The organism is Pseudomonas sp. MM213, assembly GCF_020423045.1.
In the GTDB taxonomy this organism is placed as follows: Bacteria; Pseudomonadota; Gammaproteobacteria; order Pseudomonadales; family Pseudomonadaceae; genus Aquipseudomonas; species Aquipseudomonas migulae.
The window spans coordinates 2115083-2131844 of the sequence record NZ_CP081943.1 but is presented as its reverse complement, the minus strand read 5'-3'; the positions used below and the strand labels follow the sequence as shown (position 1 = coordinate 2131844).

At 61.1% G+C, this 16762-nt stretch carries 14 protein-coding genes; 6 read left to right on the top strand and 8 right to left on the bottom strand.

Annotated features, from left to right (window positions below; translation table 11 throughout):
* Positions 1–30 precede the first annotated feature (30 nt).
* From K5R88_RS09630 to K5R88_RS09600, 7 genes are all read right to left on the bottom strand, one after another.
* The gene (locus tag K5R88_RS09630; RefSeq protein WP_008033866.1) at positions 31–1215 is read right to left on the bottom strand and encodes an acetyl-CoA C-acyltransferase family protein; all 1185 of its coding nucleotides are present in this window, start codon (positions 1213–1215) and stop codon (positions 31–33) included.
* 254 nt (positions 1216–1469) lie between these two features.
* Positions 1470–2594 (bottom strand): IS481 family transposase, encoded by a 1125-nt coding sequence (locus tag K5R88_RS09625; protein WP_226299186.1) that lies wholly within the window; start codon positions 2592–2594, stop codon positions 1470–1472.
* Positions 2595–3543: 949 nt separating this feature from the next.
* Positions 3544–4947 (bottom strand): heavy metal sensor histidine kinase, encoded by a 1404-nt coding sequence (locus K5R88_RS09620; RefSeq protein ID WP_226299857.1) that lies wholly within the window; start codon positions 4945–4947, stop codon positions 3544–3546.
* Entirely contained in the window at positions 4944–5615 is a 672-nt protein-coding gene (locus K5R88_RS09615; protein WP_226299856.1) for a heavy metal response regulator transcription factor, read from the bottom strand. The genes K5R88_RS09620 and K5R88_RS09615 overlap by 4 nt, the downstream gene beginning before the upstream one ends.
* A 40-nt stretch (positions 5616–5655) precedes the next feature.
* Complete coding sequence (locus K5R88_RS09610; protein WP_008032450.1) at positions 5656–5913, bottom strand: DUF2790 domain-containing protein; 258 nt, start codon at positions 5911–5913, stop codon at positions 5656–5658.
* Between the two features lie 123 nt (positions 5914–6036).
* On the bottom strand, positions 6037–6807 hold the full coding sequence (locus K5R88_RS09605) for an alpha/beta hydrolase (protein WP_008043703.1): 771 nt from the start codon (positions 6805–6807) through the stop codon (positions 6037–6039).
* 231 nt (positions 6808–7038) lie between these two features.
* Positions 7039–7941 (bottom strand): LysR family transcriptional regulator, encoded by a 903-nt coding sequence (locus tag K5R88_RS09600; RefSeq protein ID WP_226299855.1) that lies wholly within the window; start codon positions 7939–7941, stop codon positions 7039–7041.
* A 143-nt stretch (positions 7942–8084) separates the two neighbouring features.
* On the opposite strand from K5R88_RS09600, the gene K5R88_RS09595 reads away from it, so the two are divergent.
* The 6 genes from K5R88_RS09595 (at position 8085) to K5R88_RS09570 (ending at position 15172) form a co-directional block, all read left to right on the top strand.
* The gene (locus K5R88_RS09595; RefSeq protein ID WP_226299854.1) at positions 8085–9386 is read left to right on the top strand and encodes an NAD(P)/FAD-dependent oxidoreductase; all 1302 of its coding nucleotides are present in this window, start codon (positions 8085–8087) and stop codon (positions 9384–9386) included.
* 51 nt (positions 9387–9437) lie between these two features.
* Complete coding sequence (locus K5R88_RS09590) at positions 9438–10526, top strand: polyamine ABC transporter substrate-binding protein (RefSeq protein ID WP_223449464.1); 1089 nt, start codon at positions 9438–9440, stop codon at positions 10524–10526.
* 315 nt (positions 10527–10841) lie between these two features.
* Positions 10842–11813 (top strand): Bug family tripartite tricarboxylate transporter substrate binding protein, encoded by a 972-nt coding sequence (locus K5R88_RS09585; protein WP_223449463.1) that lies wholly within the window; start codon positions 10842–10844, stop codon positions 11811–11813.
* Positions 11810–12304 (top strand): tripartite tricarboxylate transporter TctB family protein, encoded by a 495-nt coding sequence (locus K5R88_RS09580; RefSeq protein ID WP_008032439.1) that lies wholly within the window; start codon positions 11810–11812, stop codon positions 12302–12304. The genes K5R88_RS09585 and K5R88_RS09580 overlap by 4 nt, the downstream gene beginning before the upstream one ends.
* A gap of 24 nt (positions 12305–12328) precedes the next feature.
* Positions 12329–13837 (top strand): tripartite tricarboxylate transporter permease, encoded by a 1509-nt coding sequence (locus tag K5R88_RS09575; RefSeq protein ID WP_223481179.1) that lies wholly within the window; start codon positions 12329–12331, stop codon positions 13835–13837.
* A gap of 336 nt (positions 13838–14173) precedes the next feature.
* The gene (locus K5R88_RS09570; protein ID WP_008032437.1) at positions 14174–15172 is read left to right on the top strand and encodes a bile acid:sodium symporter family protein; all 999 of its coding nucleotides are present in this window, start codon (positions 14174–14176) and stop codon (positions 15170–15172) included.
* A gap of 19 nt (positions 15173–15191) precedes the next feature.
* On the opposite strand, the gene K5R88_RS09565 is transcribed toward K5R88_RS09570, so the two are convergent.
* The gene (locus K5R88_RS09565) at positions 15192–16757 is read right to left on the bottom strand and encodes an aldehyde dehydrogenase (NADP(+)) (protein WP_226300254.1); all 1566 of its coding nucleotides are present in this window, start codon (positions 16755–16757) and stop codon (positions 15192–15194) included.
* Between the last annotated feature and the right edge of the window lie 5 nt (positions 16758–16762).

Below are 16762 nucleotides of genomic sequence, written 5' to 3'. Positions count from 1 at the left end.
CCCCCGTTGAACGGGGGCAGGGTGGACGTATCAGACGCGTTCGAACAGCACGGCGATGCCCTGGCCGCCGCCGATGCACATGGTCGCCAGTGCATAACGACCCTGGACGCGGTGCAGTTCGTGAATGGCCTTGGTCGCGATGATCGCGCCGGTGGCGCCCACTGGATGGCCCAGTGAGATGCCCGAACCGTTAGGGTTGACCTTCTCCGGGTCGAAGCCCAGTTCCTGCGCCACGGCACAGGCTTGCGCGGCGAAGGCCTCGTTCGACTCGATGACATCCAGGTCGGCGACGGTCAGGCCGGCACGCTTGAGCACCAGACGAGTGGCGGGAATCGGGCCGAGCCCCATCAGTTCCGGCTCGACACCGGCGTGGGCATAGCCGACCAGCCGGGCCATTGGTTTGAGGCCTTGGGCGCGCACCATCTCACCGGTGGCCATGATCAGCGCACCGGCGCCGTCATTCAGGCCCGAGGCGTTGCCGGCGGTGACGCTGCCGTCTTTTTTGAAGGCCGGTTTCATCTTGGCCAGTTGCTCGGCATTGACCTCGGCACGCACGTGTTCGTCGGTCGCAAAGGTCACGGTGCCTTTGCGCGATGCCACTTCGATTGGCACGATCTGACTGTTGAAGCGGCCTTCGGCGATTGCCCGCGCGGCGCGCTGCTGGCTGAGCATGGCCAGTTCATCCTGGGCCTGACGCGTGATGCCGTAGCGCTCGGCGATGTTTTCCGCGGTGATGCCCATGTGGAAACCGGCAAACGGGTCTTGCAGCACGCCGAGCATGTAGTCGATGGCCTGCATGTCGCCCATGCGTGCGCCCCAGCGCGCTTGCGGCAACAGATACGCGCCACGGCTCATGGATTCGACGCCACCGGCCAGCGCCGCGCCCGCATCACCGAGCATCAGGCTTTGCGCGGCGCTGACGATTGCCTGCAAACCGGAACCGCAGAGGCGGTTGACGTTGAAGGCGGGTGTCTCTTTCGGCAGGCCGGCATTCATCGCCACCGCCCGGGAGATGTAGGCGTCGCGGGCTTCGGTCGGGATCACATGGCCCATCACCGCATGGCCGATGTGCTCAGGTGCCAGCCCCGAGCGCTCGATGGCGGCGCGGCAGACGTCGGTGGCCAGTTGAATCGGTGGCACATCCTTGAGCGAGCCGCCGAAGCTGCCGATGGCGGAACGGACGGCGCTGATAACGAAAATGTCGGATGGGTTCATGTGGGTTTCCCTGGTTCGGTCTTGTGCGCGTTTGGCGCTTTTATTCGGGGCAGAGTCTAGGGGCGGTGGTTTGGTTGGGATAGGTCGAAAGTGCTCAAGGGGGGTGGTGTTTTTTGCCATTTGCGGTGGGTGGGGGTATATCCGTTTCTGCGGTAACGGCGGCTATTGGTTTCGCCCTTACGGCGAGTCACTTTGGAAAAGCCTGTACGGACCGGACACATGGTGGACACATGTGCGGGGACATGGTTGACACATTATGACCCATAGTCAGGTTTGCTCACGTCGAACGTTCTTAGGAAGTGATGGCAGAAGTAGACGTCAAAGAGTCCATTTCTTTCAGGGTTGGGCCGTATTGCGATGTGCTGCCCAACCAAGCCCTTGGCGATGCTGAAATAGCGTTTCTGAAAGCGAAATCGGCTGTGATAAACCTTGGCCAACACATCGTCCGGCCCGTATTCAAACTCCGATAGTTGCTGCGGATAAGCCCAGGGGCTAGAGCGATACCGGTCCATCGGCACTTGATAGTTCAACGCTTGATGAGGCCGTTGCAGGTTATAAACCTCCCGCCATCGATCAAACGCGGATTGAGCCTCCTTGACCGTGGAAAATTGACGCCCCTCAAGCACTTCGGCTTTGAGTGAACGGTGGAAGCGCTCGATCTTCCCATTGGTTTGGGGATGGTAAGGGCGGCTGAAGCTGATCCGGATTCCTAAACGAATCAGCCAGATACTCAGCTCTGTGATTTCACCTGGGTTGCGCGGTGAGCCCCATGGCGGGCCGTTATCAACATTGATGCGTGCTGGTAATCCGAAGCGCTGGAATACCTCAATCATCTTTTCCTTCACCGTGGCTCCGCGCTCGTTATCGCAGGCCTGAATAGCCAAATTGAATCGTGAGTGGTCGTCCAACAAAGTCAGGGGGTGGCATCGGCCTTCTTGCGTTGAGAAGTGCCCCTTGAAATCCATCTGCCACAGATCGTTAGGCGCATCGTGTTCAAATCTCAGCTTGGCCTCTTGCTCATTCTGAGCAGGCTGAATCAGCCCGTGCCTGCGCAGGACATTGGTGACGGTGCTGGGAGCGATCTGCTTTTTCAAGATGATGCTGATTGTGCGTCCGCCCCATGCGGGATGTTCTTGCCTGAGGGCTAAGACTTCGGCCTCCAAAGCAGCAGGGGTCAGCTTGGGGCTGGTTGCAGGTCTGCGGGACTTCTCTTGCAGTCCCGACTGACCGTGTGTCTCGTAGCGGTTGAGCCACTTGTAGGCCGTTTGCGGACTGATGCCGAACCGTCGACACAGTTCTCGTTTATTGCTGCCGGGTTGCCGTGCTAAGGCAACAAACTCTTCTTTCAGGCTCATGGTATCTCTCGTGTCCCAGGGCATGATGGATTCCCGGCGAAGTTGGCTCGCCGAAAAGTGTCCACCATGTCCCCGCACACCCGTCAACCATGTGTCCGGTCCGTACAAAAAGCCCCAAAGTAACCAAAGGGCTCTTGCCCCTTTCGTTCGGTGCCTCGCCTAGGCTCGGCATGCCCTCGCTCCGGTCCTGCTCCGTGGGCCCGCCGCGATCGGCCATCCCTGGCCGTGCGCGGCTAACCCGGCATCCATGCCGGGTTGCCCACTGCGCAGAACCTGCGCTCGGCCTCTCGAGGGGGCGACTACCGCCACAGCCGCCGAGGCGGCCTGAAAGCCGACCTGGCTCTTTGGTGCACGCGTTCCCTCATTCCGGATATCTACACCAATCCCCTGTAGGAGCCGGCTTGCTGGCGATGGCGTCCGTCCAGCCAATACAAACGTCGACTGACCCACCGCCATCGTCGGAACGCCGCCCGCAGCAAGCCGGCTCCTACACGGTGATTGGGTTCGCACGATTCAAAATTGTAGGAGCCAGCTTGCTGGCGATGGACGTCAACGATAACGCGGGCTGTCTGAATGAACGCGTTGCCCGGTCGTTTTTCGCGGGCAAGCCTCGCTCCTACAGGGAATCGCGTTTGCTTTTGCTTCTCACCACTCATCAGGCCGAGCGTTAGCTCGCCTTCAGCTTTTGATCTGAGCGCCCCCTCGAGAGGCCGAGTGGAGGTTCTGCGCAGTGGGCAACCCGGCATGGATGCCGGGTTAGCCGCCCCCGGCCATGGATGGCCGATGGCGGCGGGCCCACGGAGCAGGACCGGAGCGAGGGCATGCCGAGCCTAGGCGAGGCACCGAACGAAAGGGGCAAGAGCCCTTTGGTTACTTTGGGGCTTTTCCAAAGTGACTCGCCGTAAGGGCGAAACCAATAGCCGGCGTTACCGCAGAAAACGGATATTCACACCAACCGCGACAACACCAAACCTCACTCACCCACCCGCCGCCCCGGAAAAAACAACTCAAAACACGTCACCCCCTCACTGCTGCTGACACTGTAAGCCCCGTTATGCAACTGCATGATCGTCGCCACGATCGACAGCCCCAAGCCATTGGAATGAGCCGAACGCTCGCGGGATTCGTCAACCCGGTAAAAGCGCTCGAACAGCCGGGGCAGGTGCTCGGCAGGGATGGTCTGGCCATGATTACGCACGATCACCCGGATCCCCTCAGCCGAAGGTATGGCGCGAATGACCAGCTCAGAATGCGCCGCGCCATATTTGATGGCATTGGCGCACAGGTTGGCCAACGCACGGCGCAGCAGCATCGGCTCAGCCCAGATCACGCCGCTGCCCTGGGCATCGATGCTGATCCCGACATCCGCCGCCAGCCCTTCAAAATAGTCGGCCATACGTTCCATTTCGTCAGCGGCATCCAGCTCCTGGCGTTGGCTCAGGGCACTGGCCGGGTCGGTACGCGCCAGAAACAGCATGTTGTCGAGCATCCGCGCCAGACGCTCAAGCTCTTCGACGTTGGAGGCGAGCAGTTGCTGATAGGCCTCGACGCTGCGGTTCTGCTGCAACGCTACCTGGGTTTCGCCGAGCAGGTTGTTGATCGGCGTGCGCAATTCATGGGCCATGTCGGTCGAGACCTGACCCAGTTGCACGAAGCCCTTGCCCAAGCGGTCGAGCATTGCATTGAGCGCGTCGATCATCGGCAGCAACTCCCGTGGCGCGCCCTGGCCATCGAGGCGCTCGGTGAGGTTGCCGACGCCGATGCCGTGGGCATGCCGGGCCAGGCGTCGCACGGGCAGCAAGCCGCGATGCACCAGCAGATAGCCGGACAGCGCCAGCAGAATCGCCGCCACGCTGGCGAAGAGGTACACGTTGAGGCGGTAGCGGGCGAGCACGGCGCTGCGCTCGGTCATCAGGCGTCCGGTGACCACCTGCAAGCTGCCCATATCGTCGGATTCGATGGTCGCCGCGACGGCCGCGAAAGGGACGCCGTCCACGCCGGGATAATGCTGCACATCGGCCAGGCTCAACGGATGGTCCATCGACACCGGTGCCAGCGATGGCAAGGCGAGGTTGCCGGGATTGACCACCAGCAGCGGTTTTTGTCCGGCGGCGCCAATGGTCAGCAGGGCTTCGCGATTGCCCAGCATGTTCTGGAACAGCGCCGGTTTGGTCTTGATCAGCTCCAGCGTATTGCTGTCGTTGAGGAAGGTGCGCAGTTGATCGATGCGGTTCACCAGGGCCGCGTCGTCGCGGCGGATCAGCTCGCGCTCCAGGTCGCGGTACAGCGCCACGCCCAACAGGGTCAGCGAGACAAACGCGAGCAGGGCAAACACCAGCGCCAGGCGCAGTGTCAGGGAATGGCGAAGGCGACTCATGCCTGGGTGTCGAAGCGGTAGCCGATACCGCGCACGCTGTGGATCAGCTTGAGCTGGAACGGGTCATCGATTTTCAGGCGCAAGCGACGCACGGCGACGTCGACGACGTTGGTGTCACTGTCGAAATTCATGTCCCAGACCCGTGACGCGATCATCGAGCGCGACAAGACCTGGCCTTGATGCGTGGCAAACAAATGCAGCAGGGCGAATTCCTTGTTGGTCAGGGTGATCTTCACGCCAGCGCGGGTGATGCGGCGCTTGAGCACGTCGATCTGCAGATCGTCCACCTGCAGCTGTTCTTCTTCGCGGGTAGGACCACGGCGGGTCAGGGTGCGCAGGCGCGCCACCAGTTCGGCGAAGGAAAAAGGCTTGATCAGGTAATCGTCGGCGCCCAGTTCCAGACCCTTGATGCGGTCGGCGATGTCATCCCGCGCGGTGAGAAACAACACCGGTGTGTCGGCTTCCTTGCGCAAGCGGCGCAGAACCTCCCAGCCATCCATTTTCGGCATCATCACGTCCAGAACAATGACATCGAAATCGTGCTCCAGAGCCAGGTGCAGGCCATCGACGCCGTCCCGTGCCAGGCTGACGGAGTAACCGAGTTCCTGCAGGCCGTTGAGCAGGTAATTGCCTGCCTTGGGTTCGTCTTCGACTACCAGGATATTCATGGGGTTTGTGCCTCAGCCAATTGGCGCCAGTGTAGCCGGATCAATGATCGTTGGTGCAGCCCGTACCGTTGACCTGGTAATCGAGGACGTGCTCGCGACCCTGGTGGTCGAGGTAGTCGAGTCGCGCCGGGATCACGCCGCATTGCTGCGAGATGTCGGTACTGGCGAGGACTTTGGCGACGTCCATGTGCACGAAGAAACCGGTCTTGTCGTGGATCACCGGCGCAGTGGTCTGCGTATCGGCAAACGCCGAGCCGGTGGCGAGGAGGGCGGCGAAACCGAGGATTAACATTTTCATGAGGTGTCTCTCTATTCAGGTTGGCTGCCGGGAATGGCCTGACAGTGAGTTCAGGTTAACCAGGCGATCCGGACAGCCGACCAACAGTTCAATGACAAAGTTGTAATGAAACCGGGCCTGGCGTTATGGCTGGCGGCCGGAGGCTTCGAGGATCAGGTCGGCGATTTCTTTGGAATGGGAAACCAGCGACAAATGGCTCGACGGCAGCTCGATGGTGGTCGCGCCCATGCGTTTGGCGAGGAAGCGTTCGAGGTCCGGGTTGATGGTCTGGTCGAGGCTGGAGACCGCGTACCACGACGGTTTGCTGTGCCAGGCGGCTGCGGTGGTGCGATCAGTGAACAGGGTTTTGGCAATCGGTTGCTGCACGGCGAACAGTTGCATCGCCTTGTCGTGGGGCACGTCGCTGGCGAAATATTTGAGGAAGGCATCCTGTTTCAGGCTGACGAAACCGTCGTGTTCTTCGGTGCCGGCACGCACGGGCATGGTCGGGTATTTGGCTGACAGGGCGACGAAATCTTCCCCGGCGTCCGGGGCGCGGGCCGCGACGTAGACCAGCGAGCTGACCTTTGGATTGACCCCGGCTTCACTGACCACGGTGCCGGCGTAGGAGTGGCCGACCAACACCGTCGGGCCGTCCTGTTGGTTGAGTACACGCTGGGTGGCGGCGACGTCATCGGCGACCGAGGTCAACGGGTTTTGAACGGCGGTGACGTGCAATCCGGCGGCCTGCAACCGCGAAATCACGTCCGCCCAACTTGAGCCATCAGCCCAGGAGCCGTGTACCAGCACGACGTTGTCGGCCTTGACCGGCGCGATGTCGCCGGCCATGGCGGAGCCGGTGCCGAGCATCAGCAGGCTGGCGGCGATCAGGCAGAGTTTGTTCAATGGTTTCATGGTATCGACCCTTGTCATCATCAGTGGGAGGCGTCACCCGGTGTGGGTGACTGACGACGCCACTTTAGGAAGCGAGGGTGCTGGCTACGCTGACAACTCGATGACAAGTTTGTAATGCACGGCCATTGGGTTTTGCGGTGATCTTGCGACCGCCATCGCCGGCAAGGATTCGGTACAAACGCCGCGAACCTGTAGGAGCCGGCTTGCTGGCGATGGGGCCGGTGGGAGCACCTAACGCTGAAGGTCTTGCCTTTCGGCCTGCTGCGCAAACCATTGCAGAACCATCGCGCAAGCCGGATGAGCAACGGCTGAAGGTTGCAGATTCAACGCGTAAATACCGCGTGTTGCCAACGGCCGGCCAAACGGGATAACCAGCACCCCCCGTTCTATCGACTCTCCTGCCAGCGTCATATCCGTCATCGCCACACCCAATCCTCTCGCCGCCGCGTCCAGCGCCAGTTCATCGAGGTTGAAGGGGATGTGCCGGTAATCATCCAGCGATTTACCGCCATTGGCCGACAACCACTGAGCCCAATCATTGCGGTCCGCCGAGCGATGCAACAGCGGGAAACTCACCAGATCTTCCACCGCTGCCAGTGGTCGCGTCGAGGTGCCCAGTCCGGGCGCGCACACCGGCACCAACGCTTCCTTGAACAGGGTCAGGCTATCCGGGTCAGCGGACGGCTCGGGCAGATAGAGAATGTACGCATCACTGTCGATGGCCGGCTCCACCACTTCTGTCGCCACGGTCTCGATCGACAGCGAAACCTGCGGATGACTTCGATAAAACTCGCTCAACTTCGGCAGCAACCAACGAACCGCCAGCGACACATGCATGCGGATGCGGAAGGGCCGTTCCTGTGGCGAGAGGCGGTCCTCCAGGGTTTTCAGTTGCGCCAGGATATTTCGTGCGGTGCCCAACACCTGTTCGCCTTCCGGCGTCAGTCGCACATGGCGGCTGTTCCGCGCAAACATCGGCACGCCGAAGTGGCTTTCCAATAGCTGAATCTTTCGGCTCACCGCACTTTGGGTCAGGCACAGCCTGGCGGCCGCTTGGGTGAAGCTGCCCGAGTCGGAGACTTCCACCAGCGCCTGCAAGGCCTGGAGCGAAGGAATGTGGCGAATTTTATCCATGCGTTTTCTGAATGGCTCGATGATTTTATAACGTTGGTTGTATCACTACAGGCCTTATAGATTCTAGCTCTGGCGAGCGTTTTCCGGAAACGTCCATGCGATTACAGCATGCGCTCGCAGAATGACAGTCAATGAGGTGAGGCATGACCAATGAATGTGGCTGGATTGCGCAGGCGGGAAGTTCAGCCGCTCGCGGTCCTCTCAAAGGCACGGTAAAAGCCGACTGGCTGATTATCGGTGCCGGTATCACCGGGCTGAGTGCCGCGCACTCGCTCGCGCAATTGCACCCTCAGGCGCGGATCGTGATCGTCGATCGGCAACGCGCGGCGCAGGGCGCTTCGGCGCGCAACTCAGGCTTCGTCGTAGGTCACGAACACCCGACCAGGGACGAGTTGATCGGCAACCACGGGTTCGCCGGTTATGAAGTGGACACCGCGATTTCACGGGCTGCCAGCGACGAAGTGCGCCAACGCATCGCCCGTCACGGTATCGAATGCGACTTCAGGGATTGCGGTTACTTCTTCGCGGTCAGCGACCCAGGCAAGTTGACCGATGTCGAAGGCAAACTGGCGACGCTACGCGCCGTCGGCGCTTCTGCTGAGTTTCTGCAAGGTGAGCAACTGAGCGAAAAACTCGGCACCCGGCACTACCAGGCCGCGATCTGGTGCGGTCAGGGCAACGCGCTGCTGCAACCGGCGAAATACGTGAAGGGCTTGCTGGATGCACTGCCGGACAACGTGACCGTGTTCGAGAACACCGACATCACCGGCCTGGAGCGTCTGGGCAAAGGGCGAATTCGCGCCAATGGCATCGCTGGCAGTATCGAGGCGCCGCAAGTCCTGGTGTGCCTGAACGCGTTCATTCCCCGGTCGGGCATAGAGGACAGCGGAACCTTCCCGATGGAACTCAGCGCCAGCCTTACCCGGCCGCTCAGCGATGAAGAGTTCCAGTCCATCGGCGCCGTCGAACCGTGGGGCGTGCTCTCCACCCGGCCGCTCGGCGCCACGGTGCGCCTGACCCCGGACCGTCGCGTGATGATCCGCAACACTGCGGAGTACCGCTCTCGTGACCTGACCGACAGTGAACTGCTGCATCGGCGCAAACACCATGTGCTCGGCTTGCAACGGCGCTTTCCGTTTTTGGGCGAGCAAGACATCCAGTACACCTGGACCGGACATTTGAGCGCCTCGCGCACCGGGCAACCCTTTTTCTGCAAGGTCGAAGAGGGCGTGTATGCGGTGGCTGGCTGCAATGGTTCGGGCGTTGCGCGCGGCACGCTGTGGGGGCGATTGCTCGCCGAAATGGCCTCGGGCACCTGCTCGCCGATCCTCGAATCGGTCATGCGCAGGGCGCAACCGGGCTGGCTGCCACCAAAGCCCTTGCTCGATATCGGTGCCATGCTTCGCATGCGCGTGGAGGCGATCAGGGCCAGAACAGAAATCTAGAAACCCCGGCGATCAAAAAACAACAAAAGCTCATCAATAAGGTGATTGAACATGCGCGCGAACACAATTCCCCTGATGGTTGTACTGACCACGTTGTCGGCCGCCACGTACGCCGACGAAGTCGTCAATATTTCCAACTGGAACGGCTACATCGCCGACGACACCCTGACCAGCTTCACCCAGGCAACCGGGATCAAGGCGACTTACGATATCCACGACAGCAACGAAGTGCTGGAATCGAAGCTGATGACCGGCAACACCGGCTACGACGTGGTCAGCCCTTCGAACCATTTCCTGTCGCGCCTGATCAAGGCCGGGGCCATTCAGAAACTCGACCGGAGCCAGCTGCCGAACTGGAAAAACCTTGACCCGGCGTTGATGAAAAAACTCGAGGTCAATGACCCGGGCAACCAGTACGGCTATCCGTACATGTGGGGCACGGCGGGGATCGGTTACAACGTCGAGAAGATCAAGGCGATCTTCGGCAACACCGATGTCACCCATTCCTGGAAGCTGTTTTTTGAAGAAGAAAACATCAAGAAACTCAGCCAGTGCGGCGTGGCGATCATCGATAACCCGACGCAAATCCTGCCAATCACCCTCAATTACCTGGGCCTGCCGCCCCATAGCCACGAACCGGCGGACTACAAGAAAGCCGAGCAGGCGCTGCTGAAAATCAGGCCGTACGTGCAGTACTTCCATGCGTCCAAGTACATCAGTGACCTGGCGAACGGCAATGTCTGCGCGGTGATCGGCTTCAACGGCGACATCGTTCAAGCTGCCGCCAGCGCCAAGGAAGCGAACAACGGCATCGACATCGCTTACTCGATTCCTGATGAAGGCTCGACCCTGTGGTTCGACATGGTGGTCATGCCCAAAAGCGCGCCGCACGAGAAAAACGGCTACGCCTACATGAACTATCTGCTGACACCGCAAGTCATTGCCAACATCAGCAACAGCATCCACTACGCCAACCCCAACCTCACTGCGGATCAGTATGTGACCCCGGCCGTGAAGCAGGACCTGGCGATCTACCCGCCGAAGAGCGTGCTGGACAAGCTGTTTACCGTCGAGGAACTGCCGGCGGCGATTGCGCGGCTGAGCACGCGTCTGTGGACCAAGTTGAAAACCAATACCTGAGGTTGATTGCCCCTTCCTTGACTGTGCGAGTCAGGGAAGGGGCGGTATCAGCGGGTCAATCCCGGTCAATGGCGCTCAAAAGTCATCCAGCAATCCTGCAACTGCTCCCACCGCGACGGCCACCATTTTGAGTCCGTGCAACGCGCCGCGCATCCATGCAGGCGTCTTCCTGAAATGAACTGATTCACTGTTGTATGCCGCCATTCCAACCATGGCCTACGCTTATCCCGAGATGGCTGTTCAACGATCCGGATTTATGTCCGGACCGACGTTCAGCCGGCGCCCCATAAAAACAAAAGTCCCGGGAGAAAACGCATGTTCGCATCGTTACGTCGATCCACCCTTTGCCTCGCGGTTGTCGTCACTGCCGCTGTGCTCACAACGCCTGCCTTTGCGCTGGAAACCGTCAAGTTCATGGCCCCAGGTTCGGTGGGTGGCGGTTATGACCAGACCGCACGCGTGCTGGGCAAAGCCTTGGTTGAAGCCAATGTGGCCAAATCCGTCACCTTCGAAAACAAGGGCGGCGCGGGGGGCACGCTGGGGCTAGCGCAGTTTGCCAACAGCACCAAGGGCGATCCGGATGCGCTGCTTGTGATGGGCGCGATCATGGTTGCTGGCATTGAGCAGAACAACCCGCAGATTACCTTGAAGGATGTGACGCCGATTGCCCGGCTGTTTACCGAATACAACGTGATTGCGGTGCGCAAGGAATCCGAATTCAAAACCCTGGACGACTTGCTGAAAGCCTTCAAGGAAAAACCGACCAGCATTGCCTGGGGCGGGGGCTCCAAGGGCTCGATCGATCACATCGGTATTGCTGAACTGGCCGCGAAAATGGGCGTCCCGGTCAACAAGGTCAATTACGTTGCCTTCGCCGGCGGGGGGGAAGTGGTTGCCCAGGCGTTGGGCGGGCAGATCAAAGTCATCACCGGCGGTTATGCCGAACTTGGCCAATACATCAGGAGCGATCAGTTCCGTGTACTCGCCATCGGCGCACCGGAGCGCGTTGCAGGCATCGACGCCCCGACGCTTAAAGAAAGCGGGTATGACGTGATCATCGGCAACTGGCGTGGTGTTTACGGTGCCGCGGGCCTCACGCCCGAGCAGCGCAAGGAAGTCACCGACGCCGTGGTGGCGGCCGCCAACAGCAAAGTCTGGAAAGACAACATCGAAACCAACAAATGGTCGCCCAACATCCTCACCGGTGACGAGTTCGGCAAATTCGTCGATGCGGAGCACGTGCGGCTGCGGGCAATGCTGGTGGAAGTGGGGCTGGTCAAGCCATGAGTCAATCGCGTGCAATCGTGCCGGTGCAACTGGCGATTGGCGTCGGTGTGCTCGCCATTAGCGCCATGCTGGGCTACGGCGCCTTCCTGTTTCCCGAGGAGATGGGGTTCGTCATCCTGGGCGCGTACGTCTATCCCTACGCCGTGGCGGTATTCCTCGCGGGCGTGGGGGTGGTTCTGTGCTTTCAAGCCGTCACCGGCGGTTTTCGCGAACTGGCCGATCACGATGACGAGTCCGCCAAAGTGGTGCCCGGCGGCAAAGCGGGGGTGGCCTGGGTGACGGGGGGGCTGCTAGGCGTTGCCGTGCTTATCAATCTCATTGGCTTTGTCCTGTCGGCCGCGCTGTTGTTTGCCTGTTCGGCGCGGGGTTTCGGCAGTCGTCATCCGCTGCGCGATCTCGCCATCGGCATTGCCCTGACGCTCCCGATTTACTGGCTGTTCAATGCAGGGCTGGGGGTTTCCCTTCCGCCGCTTGTCAACGCCTGGATCTGATTCAGGCCGCAGGAGATCAACAGGGTGGATATTCTCGCAAGCCTGGCAATGGGGTTTTCCTCGGCCCTGACGCCGATCAATCTGATGTGGGGGTTCATTGGTTGTCTGCTCGGCACCGCCATCGGCGTCTTGCCGGGCATCGGGCCGGCGCTGACCGTGGCGCTGTTGCTGCCCATTACCGCGAAGGTCGATCCCACCGGCGCGCTGATCATGTTCGCCGGCATCTACTACGGCGCTCAGTTCGGCGGCTCCACGACCTCCATTTTGCTCAATACCCCAGGGGAATCGTCTTCCATGGTCACGGCCCTGGAAGGCAACCTCATGGCCCGCAATGGCCGGGCGGGGCCGGCCTTGGCCACGGCGGCCATCGGGTCCTTTGTGGCGGGCACTATCGCCACGGTTCTGCTGACCTTGTTCGCGCCCATTGTGGCGAAACTGGCACTGAAGTTCGGGCCTGCGGAGTATTTCGCGATTCTGGTGCTGTCGTTCACGACGGTGTCTGCGGTGCTCGGGGCGTCAATGTTGCGCGGCTTTGCATCCCTGGGGATTGGCTTGACCATCGGTTTGATCGGGCTGGACTCGACCTCGGGTATCGCTCGTTACACCTTGGGCGTACCGGAACTGGTCGATGGCATCGAAGTCGTGCTGGTGGCGGTCGGGCTGTTTGCGGTGGGCGAGGCGTTGTACAGCCTGCTGTATCAGAAAGAAGAGGCCTCCGGTCGACACCGCATGTCCTCGTTGTGGATGACGCGCGCCGACTGGAAACGCTCGGTTCCCGCCTGGCTGCGAGGGACGCTGATCGGTTTTCCCTTCGGTTCGATTCCGGCCGGTGGTGCGGAGATCCCGACGTTCCTGTCCTATTCGACCGAGCGCAAACTCAGCAAGTATCCGAAAGAATTTGCCGCCAACAAAGGCGAGGGCGCCATCGAGGGCGTCGCCGGCCCTGAAGCGGCGAACAACGCAAGCGCCACCGGTTCGTTGGTGCCGTTGCTGACGCTTGGTATCCCGACTTCCGCCACGGCAGCCATCCTGTTGGCGGCGTTCCAGAACTACAACCTGCAACCGGGGCCGCTGCTGTTTGAAACCTCGGGTGCACTGGTCTGGACCCTGGTGGCCTCGCTGTACATCGGCAACGTCATCCTGCTGGTGCTGAACCTGCCGTTGGTGGGGCTCTGGGTCAAACTGCTGCAAATCCCCCGGCCCTATCTGAATGCCGGGATCCTGGTGTTCGCCACCATCGGCGTGTATGGCATGCGTCACTCATCTTTCGACCTGTTGCTGATGCTGGCGATCGGGTGGGGCGGGGTGTTGATGCGGCGGTTCGACTTCCCCGTCGCGCCGGTGATCGTGGGCATGCTGCTGGGACCGATGGCGGAGAAACAGCTGCGTAACGCGTTGTCGATCAGCGAGGGCGACTGGACGGTGTTTCTGACACAGCCAATCTCAGCTGCGTTTCTGGCGTTGACGTTGCTGGTGCTGGTGGTGCCGCATCTGCTGCATGCCAGGGGCATCAAGTTGCATGAGGATGATTGAGCGTGTGCGGTGGCGACCTGATTCTGCGGGTGTACTCGTTCCCCTGTAGGAGCCGGCTTGCTGCGGGCGGCGTTCCGACGATGGCGGTGGGTCAGTCAACTATTTATTGACTGGACGGACGCCTTCGCCAGCAAGCCGGCTCCTACAGTTGATTTGTGTCATGGTCGAGTACCGCGTCCGCATGAAGTTGCCGCCCCCCCGTTGTTTTTGCTGATGAATACATTCGCATCAACGTTATGTCCGTTAGGCGATATCTACTGGCTTGTTAGCGTTAGTCGGTAATCGGCAGGCGCGTTAGAGTCGACCCACGCCCCTCGCCACCACCGGATAATACCGATGACCCGCCCCCGTTTTTTACCCGACAACTTCACCCTGACCCTGATCGGCGTGGTGATTCTCGCCAGCCTGCTGCCCGCCAGTGGTCAGGTCGCGGTCGGTTTTGGCTGGCTGACCAACATCGCCATTGCCCTGCTGTTTTTCCTGCATGGCGCCAAACTGTCGCGTGAATCGATCATCGCCGGGGCCGGTCACTGGCGCCTGCATTTGCTGGTGTTCAGCCTGACGTTTGTCCTGTTCCCCTTGCTTGGGCTGGCACTCAAACCCTTGCTGTCGCCGATGATCGGCGCCGACCTGTACATGGGCATGCTTTACCTCTGCGCGCTGCCCGCTACGGTGCAGTCAGCGATTGCGTTCACGTCCCTGGCGCGCGGGAATATTCCTGCGGCGATTTGCAGTGCGGCGGCCTCCAGCCTGTTCGGGATTTTCCTCACGCCGTTGCTGGTGACTTTACTGCTGAATGTGCACGGCGAAGGCGGCTCGACGCTCGATGCAATTCTGAAGATCAGCGTGCAACTGCTGCTGCCGTTCATTGCCGGACAGATCGCCCGACGCTGGATCGGCGCCTGGGTTGCGCGCAACAAGAGCTGGCTGAAATTCGTCGACCAGGGCTCGATCCTGTTGGTGGTTTACGGCGCGTTCAGCGAGGCGGTGATCGAAGGGATCTGGCATCAGATACCACTCTGGGAACTGGCCGGACTGGTGGTCGCTTGCTGCATTTTGCTGGCGTTGGTCTTGCTGGCGTCCACCGTGCTGGGCAAGGCGTTCGGCTTCAATCAGGAAGACCGCATCACCATCCTGTTCTGTGGTTCGAAGAAGAGCCTGGCCACCGGCGTGCCGATGGCCCAGGTCCTGTTCGCCGGCAGCACCATGGGGGTGTTGATCCTGCCGTTGATGCTGTTCCACCAGATTCAACTGATGGTCTGCGCCGTGTTGGCGCAGCGCTATGCCAATCGCAAGGAAACCATCCCTGAACTCATGGCTCAGGTTGATCCTTGATCTCCGGTCGGGCTGACAACTACTGCCCGTCCACCAGCCGAGGCAGCCCCAACGGGTTGAAATCACGCAGTGCCTCAGGCAACAGCGCGTCCGGAAAACCCTGGTAAGCCACCGGCCGCAGGAAGCGTTCGATCGACGTCATGCCCACCGAGGTGAAGCGACTGTCCGAGGTCGCCGGAAACGGTCCGCCGTGAACAGTGGCGTGCGTCACCTCTTGCGGATGGGCGAAGGCGTTGACGACGATGCGCCCGGTTCTGCGCTCCAGCACCGGCAACAGGCGCCGGGCCAGTGGCAAGTCAGTTGTTTCGAGGTGCAGGGCGGCGCTGAGTTGGCCTTTGAGCGAGCGGGCAATGGCGAGCAGTTCAGCCTCGTCCTCGACGGTCACCAGCAGCGCCGATGGGCCGAAGACTTCCTGCGACAGGGCGGCTTCCTCGAGGAAGCGTTGGCCGGTGACCTCCAGCAACGCCGATTGGCCGTCAACGTCGGCGCTGGCGGCCGTGCCTTCGGCGATGCGCTGCGCACCGGCGTTTTCCATCGCGGTGAGACCGTTCAGGTAAGACGCATGGATCCCCGGTGTCAGCATCGTGCGGGCTGCAGCCTCGCTGACGCGCTGCACCATGGCGGCGCGCAGCGCTTCAAGGCCGGCGCCTTTGATCGCGATCAGCAGCGCGGGCCTGAGACAGGCTTGCCCGACATTGACCAGCATGCGCTCGATAAAGCCATCGCCGATCTGCGCGCCGCGCTCGGCCAGGGCTGCGGGCAGGATGAACGTGGGGTTGATGCTGGTCATTTCGGTAAACACCGGGATGGGATCGGGCCGCAGCTGCGCACGCCGATACAGCGCCATGCCGCCTTGTTCCGAACCGGTAAACGTCACGGCTTTAATCAAAGGATGATCGACCAGCGCTTCGCCGATGGTGTTGCCGCTGCCGCGTACCATCGAGAAAACCCCCTCATGCAACCCGTGCTCCTGCACGGCCTTTTGGATGGCCCGAGCCTGGATTTCCGAAGCACCCGGATGGGCGTTGTGTGCTTTGAGGATGACGGTCGCGCCGGCGGCCAATGCCGAAGCGGTGTCGCCACCGGCCACGGAATAGGCAATCGGAAAGTTGCTCGCACCGAAAATGGCCACCGGGCCGATGGCCATTTTCTGCAGGCGATGGTCCATGCGCGGGCGAGGTTGACGATCAGGTTGTGCCGGATCGATGGCCAGTTGCAGGAAGCGGCCTTTGCGCACGACCTCCGCGAACTGACGGAACTGGACGGCGGCTCTGCTCGCTTCGCCCTCAAGCTGAGCTTCCGGCAGGCCCGTTTCGAGCGCGGCCCGTGCCGCCAGCTCCTTGCGGGTGGCCTCAAGATTGTCGGCAATGCTCTCGAGAAACGCCGCGCGCCGTGCGAGCGACGTATGGCTGTAACTGTCGAACGCTTCGTCGGCGAGCGTTGCTGCCTGGTGGACTTGCGCGACGCCGCCGAGGGCAAAATCCGGTTCGATCAACGTGTTGGTCGCGGGGTTGAGCGCTTTCATCGTTCCTTCGGTGGCCGCGACATCGTGGGTCCCGATGATCAGGTTTCCTGTCAGTTTCATCATCG